The sequence below is a fragment of the Cognataquiflexum aquatile genome (assembly GCF_003316845.1).
Taxonomy (GTDB): Bacteria; Bacteroidota; Bacteroidia; order Cytophagales; family Cyclobacteriaceae; genus Cognataquiflexum; species Cognataquiflexum aquatile.
In genome coordinates, this window is record NZ_QMIK01000005.1 from 170,590 (window position 1) to 190,022 (window position 19,433).

Sequence of the window (19,433 nt, forward strand, 5' to 3'; positions counted from 1 at the left end):
TTCTGGTTTTCCGGATGTTTTTTTATTTATATTGATTTCCCAACTAACAATACCACAAACCAAACCTATGAAATCTTACTTTTTTTTAATCATTGCAGGTATCTGTACTGTATCAAATCTCCAAGCACAATCGTCTAAGGAATTGACAGAGGCCTACCAGTCAAATATACCGCTTCATCAGGAAATTGTCAGTGGCGGATATTATGTCGACCCACCTCAAAACATCGAAGGGTATCCTTATTTTAAATCCAAAAATTTTGAATATGGGAGTCTGACTATCAATGGACTGACTTATGAAAATGTCCCGCTACTCTATAATATTTTCTCGGATGAGGTGGTGACATTTCATCCGCTCCACAAACAGAAAACTTTGATCAAAACCGAAAAGATCGATGGCTTTATCCTTCCGGATGAAATCAGGTTTGTCAGGATAATGGAAAATCCCGAATACAGCCACCATGGAAAAGGTTTCTATGAATTGGTGGAGGAAGGTGAGGAAGCCAATCTATTGTGCAAGCATTTTAAAACAACCAAAGCAAAAAGGGAAATGACTCAGTATAGCAGTATTTTTTTAGAAAAGTCTGATTTTTTGATCCAAAAAGGAGATCAAATCATACAGGTCAAAAACAAAGGGCAGGCAATTGATTTTCTTTCTCTTGAAAAGAAACTGATCAATCAGAGCGCCAAGGAAAAAAGCCTGAATTATAGAAATGACCGCCGTAGGTATTTGTCTTTTTTGGTAGAATTTTATAACCAGGCTGCACATGAATAGGCTCATCATACTGTTGGTTTTTTGCGTGATTTGCTTTATTCCAAAGTCTTGGGCTCAGGAGACCAAAAGGGCCGAAGAAAGGATTTCAGGGCTATTTCCAGGTTTGAGTTTCCCCCGTTTTGCCCAACAGATAGAATCTCAGACTTCGTATAAGTTTTATTTTTCACAAGAGGATGTGGCTGATCTTATTGTGAACATCAGCGCCAAAGACAACACGATCAGACAGGTTCTTGATGGGGTATTTGACGGAAAAGACCTAAAATATTCGATCGATGATAAAAACAGGATATTTATTACCAAAGGAAAAGCTTTGGAAACATCACTGCCTTTGGATTTTTTTACCCAAGTTTCAGAACTTGAAAAAGACAGTATACTCCGTCAGTCGGATATCAACAGGGCTTTTTCCCGAAACAAGTTATACGTCATCGGTAAGGCCGACAATTCAGGAAAAACTGAGGCAGTTTTGCGGGGGAAAGTGACGGGCTTGGAGACAGGAAACCCTGTTTTTGGTGCCGTGATCTTCGAAAAAGTCAACTACACTAGGGCCATTGCCAATCAGGATGGCCAATTTGAAATTAAACTCCCAATCGGAAGACATACAATTTTCATCCAAAATCTTGGTGGGTTTGTGGAGCAACGTCAGATAAGCCTTCAAGGCGACGGTGTGTTGGATGTGGCGATAGAAGAAAATATCATTTCCCTCTCGGAGGTTACCATTTCTTCAGAAAAAATGACCAATATCTCCCGTCCGGAGATGGGCGTTCAAAAACTGAATATGGAAACCATGAGGCAGATTCCTGCCATATTGGGTGAAGTGGACATCATCAGGAGTATTTTGACGCTTCCGGGTGTACAGACTGTTGGTGAAGCCAGCGTGGGGTTCAATGTCCGTGGGGGTGCTGCCGACCAAAACCTGATTCTGTTCAATCACGCTACGATTTATAACCCTTCACACTTATTTGGTCTGTTTTCAGCATTCAATCCTGACTTGGTGGAATCTGTGGATTTGTACAAAGCAGGAATTCCTGTCCAATATGGTGGAAGGCTCTCCTCAGTTTTGGATGTGCATGCCAAATACGGCAATGATGAAAAAATTACCGTTCGGGGAGGAATCGGATTGCTGACAAGCAGGATTTCCGTAGAAGGTCCGGTTGGGGAAAAAACGACTTTTGCACTTGGGGCGAGGTCAACATACTCTGATTGGCTTTTGGATATTTTGGAAGAAAACACCGATTTCAAAGATGGCAGGGCAAATTTTTATGACTTAAACCTCAATGTTTCGCATAAGCTGAATGACAAAAACATCATCAGACTGAACACCTATGGAAGCAATGACAGCTTCGGGTTTGACAGAGATACCACTTTCATGTACCAAAACAGAAGTATCAACTTAGGTTGGACCCATTACTTCAGCGACAGGTTAGAAGGCGAATTTGTAGCGGGAAGGGACCATTATCAATTTGACATCGAAGGAAGGGACAACCCCTCAAATAGCTATGATTTTGGCTTTGGCATCAAACAGGATTTTTTCAAAGCCAATTTCTCTTATGAATATGACCTGAGGCATACATTCACTTTTGGTCTCAATACCATCAGATACCGACTAAATCCGGGATTCATCGAACCTGCAGGTCCGGAATCTATAGTCATTCCCGAAGAGGTAAATCCGGAACAGGCCTTGGAAACTTCCATATATATAGGTGATAATTTCGAAGTCACTGATGAATTCTCCATCAATTTCGGTATGCGTTACGCTGTTTACAATTACCTCGGACCCAATACTGTCCGGGAGTATAAACCGGGATTGCCAATTTCTCCACCCAACTTAGTCGGAGAGACGACTTTCAACAATGGACAAACCATCAAAACTTACAGCGGTCCCGAATTTCGAATTTCTGCCCGCTATAGCCTCAACAATATTTCCTCTATCAAAGCAGGGTATAACACCAACAGACAGTTTATCCATTTGCTGACCAACAATGCCGCCATTGCACCGACTGACATATGGAAGCTGAGTGATCCAAATATCCGCCCCCAATGGGGAGATCAGGTTTCTATCGGATATTATAGAAATATCAAAGTGGATAAGTATGAGTTTTCCGTGGAGGCTTATCACCGGAATATGAAAAACCTCATTGACTTCCGTTCCGGAGCTTCTTTAATTCTGAATAATGCCATTGAGCAAAGTGTCCTCCGAACAGATGGCAGGGCTTATGGTGCAGAATTTTTGTTAAGAAAAAATACCGGAAAACTTAACGGTTGGATCAGCTACACTTATTCTAGGTCACTTCTCAGAACCGCCCAAGATGAAATGGCAGAAAAAATCAACGGAGGAGAATGGTATCCCAATAATTTTGACCAACCTCACAATGCTGTATTGGTGGGAAATTATGCCTTGAGCAAGCGCTTCAGCACTTCCATCAATGCCAATTACAGTACAGGAAGACCAATCACATTGCCGGTTGCCAAATTCAATTATGGAGGTTCTGAGCGGGTATATTTCTCGAATAGAAATGCCTACAGGATTCCGGATTACTTCAGAATTGATTTTTCCATCAATATCGAAGGTAACCATAAAGTAAAAAAACTTGCCCATTCCTCTTGGTCGATAGGCGTTTATAACCTTTTGGGAAGGAGAAATCCATACTCGGTATATTTCACCCCTGTCAACGGGATTTTGCAGGGATACCAATTGTCCATATTTGCGGAGCCGATCCCATTTATTACATATAACTTCCGAATCTGATGGGAAAGAGGATATCCTATGTAATTGCTGTTTTGTTGCTGTTCCTGTGGGGAAGCTGCCGTGACCCCTTTGAACCTGAAGTGACCAATGCGGACATAGCCCTCCTTGTAGTAGAGGGATATATAGAAACAAATGGAGAAGAATCAACCATCTATTTGAGCAGAACCAACCCGATAAGAAGTGATTCTGCTGCTCTTCCCGTGATTGATGCTTCTGTATTTCTGATTTCCAGTGCAGGGGAAGCGTGGTCTTTCAGCGAAACTGATTCTGGAACCTATTCCTATACAGGCTTTTTTGATACTGACGATACTTACCAATTGGGGATCAATCTACCCAATGGCAAACAATACCTCTCCGACCCGATGAAGCCTATTGTCACCCCGGAGATAAATGAGCTGAATTTCTTGAGAGATGAAGCGGGTGTTGAAATATTCATCAGTACCAAAGGCACGGATGAAGCTCAATACTTCCTTTGGGATTATGAGGAACATTGGATTTTCAGACCGGGGGTGATTTCCTTCCTGAAGTTTGAAAATGGATCGGTTTCCAAAAGAGGACCTGATGAAAGAATTGACCTCTGTTGGAGCAGCAATATTTTCCCCAAAATAATCCTTCAAAATTCTGCCCGTTTTGCCGACAATACAATCATCCAACGTGAACTTGTCAGAATACCGAACGAGTCTGAAAAATTGACACAGCGGTATAGCATTAAGGTCAGGCAAAGAGCCATAGACCAGGCTACTTATGATTTTTGGGAAATTTTGAGAAAAAACTCAGATGATATCGGGGGCATTTTCAGTCCGCTGCCATCGCTGATAGGCGGCAACATTAAAGCCGTCAACTCCGGTGATGAGAATGCCATCGGATATGTGAGTATGGGCCAATCTGCCAGTCAGCGAATTTATATTGATTATGAAGATGTACAGCCTTGGAGAGTTTTCATACCAGAATATGAATTCTGCTTTGTACTTTCTGATACCATTCCGCCCAATGAAGCAGCGACGGCATTTAACAATATTGACCGGGTACCGGCAAGAGAGATTTTCGACGGGATGTTTTTTCTTGGCTATAGGGCATCCACAAAAAAATGCACCGATTGCACACTAAGAGGAACCAATATAGCTCCTGATTTTTGGGAAGATTGAAAACCTTTTATTAAATAAGTAAAGAAGTTTTAAGTGAAAAGAAAATTAAACCATACCATCAAAAGCCTAGCTTTGGCACTCCTTTTTTTGTCAGGATGCAGGGATCCCTTTGAGCCGGAGGTGACAGACCAGGACATATCCCTGCTCGTAGTGGAGGGATTCATAGAGACCGGAGGTGAAGGGTCAGAGATAATCTTGAGCAGAACAAATCCAATCAGGAGCAACCAAAATTTCTTGCCTGAAAGTGGGGCCTCAGTATTTCTAAAATCAGAGAATGGGGAAGAATGGGTTTTTCAGGAGGCACAGGCCGGAGTATATACTGTTTCTGCATCATTCGATCAGGGACTGAAATACCAATTAGGAATCAATCTCCGTAATGGCCAACAATATCTGTCAGAACCTATGACCCCCATTGTCACACCGGAGATTGAAGAACTTGGTTATTTGAGGGATGAGGCAGGAGTTGAAATTTTTGTAAGTACAAAAGGCAATGAGGAAGCCCAATATTTCCTTTGGGATTATGAAGAAGACTGGATTTTCAGACCAGGTGTCAGGAGTCAGTTTTTTTTCAATCCGGCGACAAAAGATGTGGAATTCAGGAAAGCAGATCAAAAAATAGATCTCTGTTGGAAATCAAATTTGTTTCCCAAAATCATTTTACAAAATGCTTCCCGATTTCAGGACAATACCATTCTCCAGCGGGAGTTGGTACGGATTCCTCTCGAATCTGAAAAACTCATGCAGCGCTACAGTATCAATGTCCGACAAAGAGCAATCAACCAAGAAACGTACGATTTTTGGGAGATCTTAAGAAAAAACTCAGATGACATCGGAGGGATTTTCAGCCCTTTACCTTCACTTATCAGGGGTAATATGAAATCCTTGGACCCGAATGGAAACAATGTCATCGGAATGGTCAGCATGGGGAAATCAACTTCCAAAAGGATTTATATCGACGTGGAAGATGTTGCACCCTGGCCTTATTTTATCCAGGAATATGAATTTTGTAAACTCGATCAAGACACTGTCCTTGTTGCGGATTATGAAAGGGAGTTTGCTTCTGGATCCAGATTACCTGTCATACCAGTTGTAGTGGTAACCACTACTATTGGATTTAGGGCAGCTACAAGACAATGTACCGATTGTACTTTGAGAGGAACTAATATCAAGCCTGATTTTTGGGAAGATTAACATTCAGAAAATGACAACAAAAAAAATATTCACCATTCTGTTATTTGTATTGACTGCCCTACCTAAGACCGGATGGGGCCAAAACAAATTGGAAGAATCGGTATTTGCCCATATATCCAAAAATATAGCCGTCACGGGGGAGACTATTTGGTTTTCGATGCAGGCTTTGGATGCTGATCAAAATTTCTATTCAAAAATAGGATATGCTGAGCTTGTTGACAGAAGTGGCCAACCTGTCCATCAAGTAATCTACCCACTTCATCTTGGAAAGTCTGAAGGATATATTGAAATCCCCAAAGACCTGGAATCTGACCATTATCTTTTGAGATTCTATACCAGAATCAGTCCAAAGATGGGTCAAAAAGGAGTTTTCAGCCAGTTTATCACGGTTATCAATCCCAATAAACCTTCCAAAGCCAAGGCTATGACACAAACAGGAAAAACATATCTACCCATAAAAGCTTCAAATCTGGATCAGGGAAAGGTGATTTCCATGTCCAAAAAATCAAATACAGATTTTGATCTTACCGGTTCCAATTTGGGAAAAGTATCCTCAATTTCCATCTCCATAGCAAATCCTTTCTTACCAGAAACCCATTCAGGCTATTTCCACGGGGAGATTTACCAGCAAATCAAGGATAACCTCGAACTCATTCCCGAACCTTACGGACATATTGTCCATGGGAAAAATCTGAATCCGGAGATTGATACAACAGAAACTTTCTTCCTTTCAGCGCATGGTGTCCAGTCATTTTTAAGTTCAGCCAAACCCAAGGAAAACGGGGATCTTTATTTTGAAATCGGAGCCCTAAAAGCATATAACTATCTGATCGCCCAATCATCAGATATCGAAAAACAGCTCAATTTCTCTCCCGAGTTACCGTTTCTTCCCCTGGAGTTCAAAAAGGATTTCACTTTCCCAGTTCTGAAGTTGGAAGAGAAAGACAGGGATTTTCTTTCTGATTTGATCACTTCAGGTCGGGTAACTGCCTATTTTTATGCCAATGATTCTGTAGAGTTTGCTCCGATTGTGATTGGATTTGATGCCGACAAAACCTATCTGTTGGATGATTATACGCGATTTGAAAATCTTGAAGTTACGCTCAGAGAATATGTGCCGGAAGTATTGGTAAGAAAGCAGGATAAAAAAACGCTGTTCAAAGTTTTGAACAGTCCCCTAGGTTCGGTATTTCAGGAAAATCCACTTATTATGATAGATGCCATGCCGGTTTTTGACACGGATGCCCTGGCAGCTTTCAATCCAGTCAAAATCCAGAAACTTGAGGTAATGACCCGGGAATTTTCATTCAATCAGGACAAATACTCAGGAGTGATGAGCTTTACTTCTTTCGGAAATGATTTTGGGAGTTTTCAGCTTCCCTCCAACGCACTTTACCTCAATTACCCTGAAATCCAGAAAACAAAAAAACCAATTTCTCCCCATTTAAATCCTGATCCTGCACAGCCTAACTTTCCTGATTTCAGAAGCACTTTGTATTGGAATGCTGATCAGGATTTTACCGTTCCACTTAAAATCTCCAGTTCCGAAATTCCCGGAGATTTTGAAATCATCATAGGATTTAGAGATGCTTCCGGAAATATGAAATTTGCCAGACAGTCGGTGGAGGTAAAAAACTGAGTAAACTGACTCAAGAAAATACCCATACCGCTATATGGGTAATTTATATGCTGCAAATCCATTGGATCCAATCGCATAAATAGTGTACTCATTTTGGCTTTCCGAAAATTCAATTTCAACCTTATTGTTTCCATTGATCGGTAAAGGATTCAAAAGCTCGCCGTCCAAACCATAGAGGAATATAAACTCTTGTGTGGGATCTACCACCACGAGGATGTCCCTTTCGGATCCAAATGAAAAATATTGAAACTTCAATTCACCTGCCAACATGGGAATTGAAAATATCTCCTTATAATCGGAGTCTAAAACGGTAATCTTATTGTACTCATGCACAACGAATAAATATCTCCCCTCTTTTTGGTCTTTAACCAAATAAAACCTGCTTTCGCGGTCAGGTCGAAGCAGCTGATTGCGGAAAGTGACCTCACCCAGGAGGTTGACCATGACAACTTCCCCTTCCTTCGTCACAGTTACAAGTTGGGTCTCTTTGGCTGTTCCTCTTTCCAATAAGACATATTCTGAACCCAATTCACCTTTTAACTTTACCGGGCTTCCAGGCTCCACCTCACCCCTCCGGCTAAAAAAATGGATGCTTCCCTTACTTCCCATTGCCACCATTCTGTCCCCAATCCCGGCGACACGGTGGTGGGCTGGTTTGATGGCTAGTGGTGAACCGATTGATTTTGTGTTCCAGCCTTCCAAAACTGCTCCGTTTTTATCAAACAGATAGAGATTTCCTTTTTCAGAAGCAGCAAAAATCCTATAGTTGCGGTTTCCCTCATAATCCAAAAGATTCAAATGGGAAAGGGTTTCACCCGCTATTTGAAGAGGAAATTCAGGCAGGGAAACCCCCATCCGGTCCATTCCATAAATTTTTTCTTTGGTAGCAAAGAGAAGTTGAAGTTTGCCGTTCTTATAAAAATCAAATTGAAAAACTTCGGAAATAACCGGTCCGTCCAAGTCTGACGAAAAAACCTCCTCCCCTTCATTGGTCAAAAGGTAAATCCTGTTCAACTCATCCTGAACGACAAATTCAACGCTGTTGTCATTGAAGTTCCGGATACTTACCGGACCATACACCAACCTGTTTGGAAAAGTAACAGAAACAGTCTCAGAAAGGGAAACACTTTCTTCGGATGGCCCCAGATTCACCTTCTTATAACTGATTCCAATATGCAGGTTGGTCTTTTTGCCATGCTGACTTGTCTTTAAATACAACCTATCAAAGGTTTTTAATTCTTGTTCATACCTTTGGAAAAATGACTTCCACCCAACAGAACTAGCTGTTTCAATGTTGTTCCAGAATTTTTGTATATCCAAAACCATACTGAATCCAGATTCTTCCTGCAATTTTTTTACTGTGTTCTCATAGTTGGAAGACTGGCCCCAATTATTGCCACTTTTCCAATCCTCAATGAATAGTTTGATCGCCTTGCTGCTGTTGGCAAATACAATGACATCATCAATCGATGTAAAATAAGAATCTCCAAAACCTACAAAACTCCCATTAAAAAGATGGGCAGGGAACTCTTCTGTTCCTATTATAAAAATTTCTTTCCCCTGATGGACATCCATCAATTTGGAAACATCCGACCCCGGATTTTCTCCAAAAGCAAATTTTTTGAGCAACTCAAGCTGAACATTCGGATTTTCAGTTTTGAGTATCAAAATCTTATCCTGAGGTTCATTGGGGATTTTTTCCATATTCAGGAAAGCGATATGTCCGGGGAGGTATTTTTTAAATCCCTTTTGGATCAGACCATTTTCGATATCTCCCATGACGATGCTATTGAAAGGAAAATCGGATTCCAATCCAGAAAAAAGCTCAAATGGATCTTCGAGCTGGTATTGAAAATAAGTTGCTGTCCTGCCGGGGATCAAGTTTTTGAAATAGTTAATGGTCGGGGAAGCTATACTTTTTAGACCGGCATTTCCTTTTCCATCGAAAAAAACACCGCCTTCAAGCAACAGGCTATCCTCCTTAAATTCCACTTGGAGATTTGCAGACACTTTGTCCTTTCCAAAATTCCAGACTTTGGACAAATTCTGGTCTGCTGCAATTCCATCTACAATTCCGGAAAGTCCACTGCTCCCAATTCTTAATATTCCCAATCCTTGTGGTTGAGGAGAATCCTCAAAAAGCTCTTCGTAAAATTCACTGAAAACAGAAAGGCCCTCGTTTTGGGAATGTCTGATGGCATCTTCCACCAAGAACGAAGTAAAACTCACCGCCAATAGATTATCGATAATGGCATAAGTCAAGGTAATTCCGTTGCTTTTTATTTTCAGTTCACTGATTTCTATCCCGCTGTAATTTCTGGAAGTTAATGTGCCGCTATCCTTAATCTTACTTTCAATATCATGTAGCAAAGAAAAACTCTCAGGATTTTCATAGGCCAAAACATATAAAAAATCAAATTCTTCTTTTCCCGTAGGATGAAGTGAAACTGCAAGCTGGTTTCCTTTGAGGTTTTTTTGGAGAATCCCTGATTTTCCGGCTAAGCTATCCAAAACCAAAAGGTTCTTTTCGGAATTTTCCAAAGCGGGTATAGCGGATACTGATTGCCAGAAAGGCTGGCTTACCAGCTGATTCCAGGCCAATACTGGTTCGGCAGTTTCAAACACAAACAAAGCTTCTGAAGAAATGACATCAACAGCATTCCTGTTTGATTTCTGAATGAAGATTTTCCAGACCAGTAAAGCTCCGATCCCGAAGAAGACCAAGAGGGAAAGGATGATGATTCTTTTTTTCAATTTTCAACTATTTTGGGGAATGGCTATATTTTCCCCTGAAAGCAATAAAATAAAAAATCCCGATACTTGATCGGGATTTTTTCAATAAAATCAGATTTTTGATTATTTCGAAGAAAGTTTGTCCAAGACATTCATAACTTCTTTCACATGTCCCCTTGATACCTCAAGCATGGCTTTTTCTTCAGCATTGAGATCGAGTTCTAAAACTTTCTCGACACCATTTTTTCCCAAGATCACCGGAACACCAAGGTAGCAGTCATCGATACCATATTCACCGTCAAGTTTGATACAAACCGGGAATACCCTTCTCTGGTTTTTGAGGATGGATTCTACCATTTGGGCAGCGGCGGAACCCGGTGCATACCAAGCAGAAGTACCCATCAATTTGACCAATTCCCCTCCTCCAAATTTGGTTCTTTCGATGATGGCATCAAGTTTTTCTTTTCCGATAAGTTCTGTTACCGGAATACCGGCTACGGTAGTATATCTTGGAAGTGGAACCATGGTATCTCCATGGCCTCCCATCAAGATAGCCTGGATTTCTTTTGAAGATACATTTAGCTCTTCGGCGATAAATGCCCTGTACCTAGCGGTATCTAAGATCCCGGCCATACCAATCACTTTGTTTCTGGAAAAACCAGAGGTAATATGTGCCTGATAAGTCATGACGTCCAATGGATTGGAAACCACGATGATTATGGCATTTGGCGAATGCTTCACCACGTTTTCGGTAACAGACTTAACGATGCCTGCATTGGTTTCGATCAAGTCATCTCTGGTCATTCCAGGCTTTCTTGGAAGACCTGAAGTGATGACTATCACATCAGAATCAGCTGTTTTGGAGTAATCATTGGTACTGCCGACAGTTCTGCTGTCATATTGATTGATCGGCGCTTTTTGCCAGATATCGAGGGCTTTGCCTTCGGCTATACCCTCCTTGATGTCCACCAACACAATCTGTTCTGCAATCTCTCTATAGGCCAATACGTCAGCACAGGTAGCCCCGACATTACCGGCACCAACTACAGTTACTTTTGTCATGATATAAGGTTTATTTTTAGTGTTAAAATTGATTTCAAAAGAGGCGCTAAGTTATTAAACAAAGGTTTCTAAATGAAGCATTACGATTGAATACTTAAAAATAAGCCAAGATGTTTTATCAATCAGAAAAAGAATGAGAACCTGGGAAAAGATTTTTCTTTATCCTATTGAATTTCAGGATAAACGCAAAGTCTGGACTTGAATCCGGGAAAAATGAAAATTACCGAAAAATATCATTGGGGGCTTTCAAACATCTCTCCGAGGTTAAAGAAACCAAAGGAATTTTTATAAGATTTAAAAAGGCGTCTGTTGTTTTCATTGTAATACTCTGCCAATGAAGTCATCATTTTGGCTTTGATTTTTGGGTTGCTGTCAAATACCTCCTGGATGGCAAAATGGGGAATGACCATCAACTCCGCCTGATCAGTACTAACGATGGCCGTGTAAATTCTTTTGGCATTTTCAAGAAGGGAATTTTCTCCGAAAGCCTCTATTTTGCCCAATTCCTTGATCACTTCAAAAGAATCTTTGATGTCTATGGTAAGGTTGATTTTACCGCTTTTAATAATATAAAAAGCTTGGCTTGGATCTCCCCTGAAAAATATCACCTCGTCTTTTAAATATTTCCTCTGGTGTATGGCGGGCAAAAATCTCGCCATCTCGATATTTTTGAGCTTCTCAAAAAAACTGACCTGGGACAGAAATTGAAAAATTTCAAGTTCACTTTCATTGAAGGTCCTGGAAAATGGATTGACCATGGTTTATCTTTTTTTGAAATAAATTACTCTTTTTGTATTTGTCCCACATTTAAAATGCTCACCGATCCTTAGTCCAACCACCCAGGCAATTTCATCACCCGACCACAGTACTAAAACCTGCTTTTTTTGGATCAAGGGCATTTTCAAATCTACTAATAAATCACTGATTTTTTTTGGTTTGTCCATTCCAAGTGGAATAATCCTGTCTCCGGCACCCCATTTTTTGAGGACAAGCGGAAACCGGAGCTTGTCCAGATCGAGCATCGCATTTTCTTTGGATTTATCGGTATCTATGTCACCCTCCAAATGGAGAAGGTCATAAATTTTATCCTTAATCCGGATAGAAATCTCATGTCGCTCAATCTTTTTTTCTTCCCATTCAAAATCATTTTTCCCCAAAATCAAATGCTCCCTGTCCTTATTCAGCATAAAATCCGCTGCATAGAAAGTTTTTCCTGATTCCCCTTTATCAATAGAAGAAAAAATATCCTGAACATCTGCAAAAGAAAAACCAAAATCCCTCAACCAATAATACAACATGGAATGTTTTCCCGGGATATTGTGGATTTCTTCTATAGCCAGATATTGGTATTCTCCTTCTGTGGATATTACTTCACTTTTCCACTTTTCATACAAAGAGAAAAATGCCCGTCCGGTATCTTTCAGTCTTTTGAAACTCATATCCATGATCTGAAGTCCTTCCGGAAATTCCTCTTTCAGTAAAGGAAAAACCCTGTTTCGAAGGATGTTTCTTTTGTATTCATTCTTTTGGTTACTGCTGTCCTCCCTCCATGTATGCGAGTTTTGGATCATATATTCAGTGATCTCCGACCTTGAAAATCCCAGCAAAGGCCGGATGACATTTCCCCTTTGCTCGGACATGCCATAAATCCCTTCAATGCCTGTCCCTCTTAATAAGTTGAGAAAAATCGTCTCCAGCTGGTCATCAGCGTGGTGGGCCACCAAAAGCCCTGTGTAGCCATATTCTTTTATGACCTGCTCAAACCAACCATATCGGAATTCCCTTGCCGCCATCTGGACAGAAATTCCAACTTGATCAATTTCTTCTTTACCAGGTCGGATTACGTGGATTTTCACACCCCATTCATTTGCCAACCCACTGACAAAAGCTTCGTCTTGATTACTTTCATCTCCTCTTAGTCCAAAATTGACATGGGCGGGTGCAAAAGAAATTTTAGCAGACCGTAATAAATATCCCAAACATACACTGTCAATTCCCCCGCTGATAGCTAAGAGATAGGTTTTACTTTCATCCAAAAGTTTTTTTGAACGTATATGGTTTTTAAAAAGCTCTTCCATAAATCAAAAATACCATTTTTGGTTAATTTGCGTCTTGATTCAAAATCTCAATGAATAAATTTCCTTATTTTCTTACCCTTCTTTTTTATGTTGGACTCCATCTAGGCCTCCAAGCCCAAAACATGTTGGAAATCCAAAATGCAGAACTGCTTCAAGGGGCCCAGGGATTTGAGAGGTTACTCATTGATGTCAGGATGAAACATCAAAATTCACTGATTTATTGCGACTCTGCCCATTTCTTTAGGGCCGAAAATCGGGCAATTCTTTTTGGAAATGTCCGAATAGTCGATACTGAAGATCCGATCACCACTACGAGTGGATATGCTGAATACGATGGCAATACGAAAACAGCCAAACTTAGAAACAACGTCATTTTCAAAAATCAAACTACTACCCTGACAACGAATTTTTTGGATTACAACAGGGCTACTGGTGTTGCCAATTATTTCAATGACGGAAAAGTAGTGGACAGTACAAACGTCCTTACGAGTGAAAACGGGACTTATGAAACGCTTTTGGAAAAAATCACCTTTACCGATAAGGTCATTTTGGTCAACCCTGATTATACCTTAAAAACAGATTTTTTGATATACCTGACCGTGCCAAAAACCGCTGAAACTGTCGGGGTTACCAATATAGTATCGAAGGAAGGACATCTTCTTAACGCTCAGAAAGGAAGTTTCTATAATACCGAAAGTAAAGTATTTAGGTTTTATGAAGGGGACGTAGAAACAGAAACTAGCCTCGTCTATGCAGAGACGTTATACTATGAAGAAAAAAACAAATACTACGAGGGAAAAGTAAACGTAAGCCTTTACAACAAGGAAAGGAATATTGAAATATTTGGGGATGAAGGGAAATATTGGGAGGACCGCAAATACAGTATCGTATTTGGAAATGCGCTAGTCAGAAAATATCTGGAAACTGATACCATGTATGTGGCAGCCGACACCCTCATCTCAGAAGAAAAGGAGGAATCAGAGGAAAGGTTTTTGTATGCATTTCACAATGTCCGCCTGATCAAATCGGCTATGCACGCAATATCAGACTCTTTGGTTTATATCAATTCGGATTCTTTGATCCATATGTACAAAGACCCCGTAATATGGGAGGATAAAAGCCAGATTACAGCGGACAGTATTAGTTTTTATATCGTAAATGAAGAAATCGACCGGGTAAATTTAATTCAGAATGCTTTCACCGTAAACCGCGATACCCTTGGTAATTACAATCAGATGAAGGGCAGGAAAATGACCGGATATTTCAAAGATCAAAAGATAAGCAGACTGCACATACAAGGAAACGGCGAATCGATTTACTTTGACCTTGTCAGCGACACTTTGCTGAGAGGAATGAATAAAATGCTGTGCGCCAATATCATGATGTTCTTTGAAGATGGAAACATTAAGAAGATAAATTGGCTGGTAAAACCTGAGGGCAATTTCAAACCGCCCCATTTGATAGAAGAAAAAGACAAGCTTTTGGAGGGCTTTGAATGGAGAGGTGATGAAAAACCGACCATGTCAGCCATCAATGAATGGCGAACACCGAAAAATAGAGACAAAAAAAGATTTAATTTTTTTAATGAACCTGATGCGGTTGTTCCCGCTCCAACTGATGAGGAAATACAAAAACTTTTAGAAGAAAAACTAAAATCAGGAAATTAAATACATCCTGTGAAAATCAGGGACCAAAAAAATCCCTCTCAAACGGAATCCTTTAAAAAAAATTTTATAGAAGGTTAACAATTTTTAACCGCCAATGTATGAAAACACCAAACCTATTTGGTAAATTTATACGTAACAATATTTATTGAGACTCAGCTAATACGGCCTATTGATAGAAATTTACATGAAACGGATTTTCTTACTTTTTTCCTTTTGCTTGATGATGCTTCCCCTATTTTCGGAAGCCCAGGTAAAGGTATTGTCAGAAACCATCGAATTCAGCGGAACAATAGGCAGTTCTCAACGAAAATCCCTCATCATCCAAAACGAAAGCAACCAAGCCCGCGAGTATAGTTTAAAATTTCTCAGGGGAAATATCGGCTCTTCACAAAATGTGAAAATCTGTATTGGAGAAAAATGTTTCGACCCAAAAAGAGACCTTTCCAAAATCAAAATTTCCCTCGGCCCGGGAGAAATTTTCACTGATTTATATTTAGAATTTGAAATGGGAATCACAGAAACCAAAGGAAACTTTGATCTTCATTTCTACAACAGTACCAACATCCGGGATGTATTTGTGATTGAATCAGTATATGAGGTCTTCAGCCCAAGTGCAGACGAAACAAACCACAAGGATATCAGTATCGGCAGTGCTTACCCAAATCCAACCCATAGAACAGCACAGATAGATTACATTATTAAAAATCCGAATGCTGTTGTGAAAATCAGCATCAATAGCTTTATAGGAAACCCTGTCGCAGAATTCCAATTAGACCCTCTTCAAAAGAACCTGGTTATCAATGTCGCTGATTTTAATCCGGGTGTTTATTTTTATACATTATTCGTAGACAATAAAAATATTGTCACCAAAAAACTCGTTGTCAAGAAGTAAGCCCCTCCTGCATTTGATAAATAATTGGTTTCAAATGAATATTCCTTTATATTTGCGCCTCCAAAAAGCAATGAAAAAATTCTCCTTATACATACTCCCATTAGTATTTCTTATTGCTGTTTCAAGTTGCACGGGATTCTATAAATTAGAAAAAAGTACCAACTGGGAAGAACTCTATGAGGCCGCCAACAAGTATTACAACGAAGGAGAATTTAGTAAAGCCATCATCCTTTATGACAAAGTCCTTCCCGTAATCAGAGGAAGCGAAAAGGCAGAGCTTGCAGATTTCAATTACGCTTACAGCCATTTCAAATTAAAGAGATACATAGAGTCGGCAGGTTATTTCAATACCTTCTACCAAACCTACAATAGATCTCCGTTAGCAGAAGAGGCATTATTTATGAATGCCTACTCACTTTACCTAGATGCACCGGATTACAATCTGGACCAAAAAAGTAGCCATGATGCGGTAAATGCCATTCAAATATTCCTCAATAGATTTCCTGAATCTGACTCTTATGAAAGAGCAACAGCAATGATTGAGGATCTTCAGATCAGGTTTGAGGAAAAAGCATACCAAGAGTCAATGTTGTATTTGAGGTTGACAGATGGCTTGTATCCGGGAGATTTCTACCGTGCTTGTATCATCAATTTTCAGAACTTTGCAAAAAATTATCCAGACAGCAAGCACAACGAGGAACTTGGATACAAACTGATAGAAGTTTCTTTGGCATATGGTGAAAGAAGTGTTTTTGACAAAAAAGAAGAAAGGTTGAAAGATGTCTCCAAATATGCGTCACAGTTCAAAAGAAAATATCCTGAAAGCAAATACTTGGGAAGTATAGAGGAAATTGTAAAAAAATCCCAAGTAGAAATACTTGCCCATCAGAAAGTGAAGAAAGAATACGAAGAGGAAGTAGCAAGAGCCAAGGCAGAAGAGGAAGCAGCTAAAAGTGAAAACCTCAGTAAAGACAAATAAAACAGCAGCAATTTAAATCAATCAAATATGGCAGTCAATCCGTCAATCATTACCAGAGATTTGGACAAGATTTCTGAAAAAACAGGAAATTTGTATGAGTCTATCCATATTGCCTCTCAGAGAGCAAAGCAGATTTCTTCAAGCATGAAGGAAGAATTGAACAACAAACTCTCTGAATTTGCTTCGACAGTTGATAATCTTGAAGAAGTATTTGAAAACAAAGAGCAAATTGAGATTTCCAAGTTCTACGAAAGAATGCCTAAGCCATCTTCATTGGCGATGGAAGAATTTTTGGAAGACAAATTATATTTCAGACGTCCTGAAGCACCAACAGAATAATGCTTTTAAAGGGGAAAAAGATTTTATTGGGAGTTACAGGAAGCATAGCGGCTTACAAGTCAGCTATCCTTACCAGACTCCTAATCAAAGAAGGAGCAGAAGTACAAGTCATCATGAGTACTTCTGCTCTTGATTTTATTACCCCTTTAACATTGGCTACACTTTCCAAAAGTGCGGTTCACCATCAGTTTCACGACCCAAAATCCGGAGTTTGGACCAATCACGTAGACTTGGGATTGTGGGCCGATTTATTTTTAGTAGCGCCCATAAGCGCTAATACACTAGGCAAATTTGCCAACGGAATCTGCGACAACTTACTGACTGCCACTTACCTTTCTGCAAGATGCCCCGTTATGGTAGCTCCGGCGATGGATTTGGATATGTACCAACATCCTTCTGTGAGAGAGAATCTCAACAAAATCAAGGCCTTTGGTAACATCATCCTCGAAGCAGAAACCGGCGAATTGGCAAGTGGACTTTCCGGTCAGGGGAGACTTATGGAGCCCGAACATATTCTGGAATATGTAATTTCCCATTTCTCAAAAACCGAAGATTTCAAAGGAAAAAAAGTCTTGATCACTTCAGGACCCACCCAAGAGGCGATTGATCCCGTCAGGTTTATCAGTAATCATTCATCAGGAAAGATGGGGGCCTCACTTGCGGATTCTTTTGCAGAGGAAGGCGCTGATGTCTATTTGGTATTGGGACCTGGTGCAGTGAAACCTGTTGATCCCAAGATTAAAATTATTAAAGTGAAGAGTGCAGAAGATATGTTTCAGGCATGTGACAATCTCCACAAGCAGATGGATATCTGCGTATTTGCAGCTGCAGTCGCTGACTACGCTCCAAAACATGTCGCCTCCGAAAAAATCAAAAAAGAAGGTGATGGCATGACCATCGAGCTCACCAAAAATATAGATATTGCCTATACCCTTGGAAAACAAAAATCCCCATTCCAAATTCATGTGGGATTTGCATTGGAAACTGAGAATGAAGAATTCCATGCAAAAACCAAACTCCAAAAGAAAAACTTTGACCTGATCGTGCTAAACTCTATGAGAGATGCAGGAGCAGGTTTCCAACATGATACCAATAAGGTGAGAATTTTTACCGAAGAGGGGAAATCTTTGGAATCTGAAGTACTTCCTAAAAATGAAATTGCAAAGATAATACTTAAGGAAATTAAAAATCTTCCTGTAAAAATCTGACCATAAGATTATCGTTATCTTTAAAAGAAAACTTATTCTACATGAAGATTCGACTTACGATACTCCTTCTACTTTTTTTATCCAATCATCCTTTATTTTCCCAAGAGCTTAATTTTTCGGTTATCATCAATAGTGAAAGAGCGCGTACCCAGGAAACTGCCATTTTCGAAAATATGAAAACCAGCTTTGAGCAGTTTCTCAACGGAAGAACATGGACAGGTGACCAATTTCAGGCATTTGAAAGGATCAAAGGCAATGTTCTGATCACCATTTCCGATATGCCACAAGTGGGAGTCTACAATGCTACCGTTCAGATTCAAACAGTCAGGCCGGTTTATGGTACTAACTATGAAAGTATGGTCATCAATTTTATTGACCGAAACTGGGGGTTTGAATATCTCCTTTCCCAACCCCTTGAATTCAATAGGTTTGCTTTTCTTAACAACATCAGTTCATTGTTAGCGTATTATGCCTACATCGCTTTGGGTTTTGATTATGACAGTTTCTCTTTAAGGGGAGGAAATCCTTACTTTGAAATAGCGAATGGAATAGTCAACAATGCCCAACAATCCAACAGAGCAGGTTGGATGCCCAACCCAAATGACAGGAGAAACAGGTATTGGCTTATCAATGATATTTATACTTCGTCTGTCTTTACACCGATAAGGGAAGCCATTTATCTCTACCACCGCAAAGGACTTGACATGCTTCTCACCAATCCTGAGGAAGCCTACCAAAATATGATTACCGCATTCCAATTGGTAGAAAGCGCAAACACCGCACAGCCAAACAGTATTTTTGTGATTGCATTTTTGGATGCAAAAAGAGATGAAATAATGCGGGTTTTCCAAAATGCCCCAAAAGAAGTCCGCACAGAAGCGGTAGAAGTACTCCTTAAAATTGATCCAAACAACTCAAAAAGGTACAATGACCTTCTTAAAGGTTGATCCCTTAATTTGTTAGATTCGTCCAATAAAAAAAA

At 40.0% G+C, this 19,433-nt stretch carries 15 protein-coding genes; 11 read left to right on the forward strand and 4 right to left on the reverse strand.

Features of this window, described 5'->3' with window-relative positions:
• Window positions 1-67: 67 nt before the first annotated feature.
• From DQW11_RS15910 to DQW11_RS15930, 5 genes are read left to right on the forward strand one after another with little or no spacing between them, the layout of a single operon-like run.
• Entirely contained in the window at window positions 68-772 is a 705-nt protein-coding gene (locus tag DQW11_RS15910) for a hypothetical protein (protein ID WP_113925092.1), read from the forward strand.
• Complete coding sequence (locus DQW11_RS15915) at window positions 765-3,518, forward strand: TonB-dependent receptor (RefSeq protein ID WP_113925093.1); 2,754 nt, start codon at window positions 765-767, stop codon at window positions 3,516-3,518. Before DQW11_RS15910 ends, DQW11_RS15915 begins: the two co-directional genes overlap by 8 nt.
• Window positions 3,518-4,663, forward strand: coding sequence for a DUF4249 domain-containing protein (locus tag DQW11_RS15920; protein WP_113925094.1), 1,146 nt, complete (start codon window positions 3,518-3,520; stop codon window positions 4,661-4,663). Before DQW11_RS15915 ends, DQW11_RS15920 begins: the two co-directional genes overlap by 1 nt.
• A gap of 33 nt (window positions 4,664-4,696) precedes the next feature.
• Window positions 4,697-5,854 (forward strand): DUF4249 domain-containing protein, encoded by a 1,158-nt coding sequence (locus DQW11_RS15925; protein ID WP_113925095.1) that lies wholly within the window; start codon window positions 4,697-4,699, stop codon window positions 5,852-5,854.
• A 10-nt stretch (window positions 5,855-5,864) separates the two neighbouring features.
• Window positions 5,865-7,493 carry a hypothetical protein gene (locus tag DQW11_RS15930; RefSeq protein WP_113925096.1) on the forward strand — a complete coding sequence of 543 codons (1,629 nt, stop codon included), beginning with the start codon at window positions 5,865-5,867 and terminating at the stop codon, window positions 7,491-7,493.
• A gap of 30 nt (window positions 7,494-7,523) precedes the next feature.
• On the opposite strand, the gene DQW11_RS15935 is transcribed toward DQW11_RS15930, so the two are convergent.
• The 4 genes from DQW11_RS15935 to tilS all read right to left on the reverse strand — a co-directional run bounded on the left by DQW11_RS15935 (window position 7,524) and on the right by tilS (window position 13,366).
• Window positions 7,524-10,247, reverse strand: a complete 2,724-nt coding sequence (locus tag DQW11_RS15935; RefSeq protein WP_113925097.1) for a hypothetical protein — start codon at window positions 10,245-10,247, stop codon at window positions 7,524-7,526.
• A gap of 102 nt (window positions 10,248-10,349) precedes the next feature.
• A complete protein-coding gene (gene mdh / locus DQW11_RS15940) occupies window positions 10,350-11,288 on the reverse strand; it encodes a malate dehydrogenase (RefSeq protein WP_113925098.1) in 939 nt (312 codons plus the stop codon).
• A 233-nt stretch (window positions 11,289-11,521) separates the two neighbouring features.
• Complete coding sequence (locus tag DQW11_RS15945; RefSeq protein WP_113925099.1) at window positions 11,522-12,046, reverse strand: Crp/Fnr family transcriptional regulator; 525 nt, start codon at window positions 12,044-12,046, stop codon at window positions 11,522-11,524.
• 3 nt (window positions 12,047-12,049) lie between these two features.
• A complete protein-coding gene (gene tilS, locus DQW11_RS15950) occupies window positions 12,050-13,366 on the reverse strand; it encodes a tRNA lysidine(34) synthetase TilS (RefSeq protein ID WP_113925100.1) in 1,317 nt (438 codons plus the stop codon).
• 50 nt (window positions 13,367-13,416) lie between these two features.
• Between tilS and DQW11_RS15955 the strand changes: the two genes are divergently transcribed.
• From DQW11_RS15955 to porD, 6 genes are all read left to right on the forward strand, one after another.
• Entirely contained in the window at window positions 13,417-15,033 is a 1,617-nt protein-coding gene (locus tag DQW11_RS15955) for an OstA-like protein (RefSeq protein ID WP_113925101.1), read from the forward strand.
• 184 nt (window positions 15,034-15,217) lie between these two features.
• Window positions 15,218-15,925 carry a T9SS type A sorting domain-containing protein gene (locus DQW11_RS15960; RefSeq protein WP_113925102.1) on the forward strand — a complete coding sequence of 236 codons (708 nt, stop codon included), beginning with the start codon at window positions 15,218-15,220 and terminating at the stop codon, window positions 15,923-15,925.
• Between the two features lie 70 nt (window positions 15,926-15,995).
• Window positions 15,996-16,904 carry an outer membrane protein assembly factor BamD gene (locus tag DQW11_RS15965; RefSeq protein WP_113925290.1) on the forward strand — a complete coding sequence of 303 codons (909 nt, stop codon included), beginning with the start codon at window positions 15,996-15,998 and terminating at the stop codon, window positions 16,902-16,904.
• A gap of 27 nt (window positions 16,905-16,931) precedes the next feature.
• Complete coding sequence (locus tag DQW11_RS15970; RefSeq protein ID WP_113925103.1) at window positions 16,932-17,243, forward strand: DNA-directed RNA polymerase subunit omega; 312 nt, start codon at window positions 16,932-16,934, stop codon at window positions 17,241-17,243.
• The gene (gene coaBC, locus DQW11_RS15975) at window positions 17,243-18,451 is read left to right on the forward strand and encodes a bifunctional phosphopantothenoylcysteine decarboxylase/phosphopantothenate--cysteine ligase CoaBC (protein ID WP_113925104.1); all 1,209 of its coding nucleotides are present in this window, start codon (window positions 17,243-17,245) and stop codon (window positions 18,449-18,451) included. The genes DQW11_RS15970 and coaBC overlap by 1 nt, the downstream gene beginning before the upstream one ends.
• Before the next feature lie 41 nt (window positions 18,452-18,492).
• The gene (gene porD / locus DQW11_RS15980) at window positions 18,493-19,398 is read left to right on the forward strand and encodes a type IX secretion system protein PorD (protein WP_113925105.1); all 906 of its coding nucleotides are present in this window, start codon (window positions 18,493-18,495) and stop codon (window positions 19,396-19,398) included.
• The last annotated feature ends 35 nt before the right edge of the window (window positions 19,399-19,433 follow it).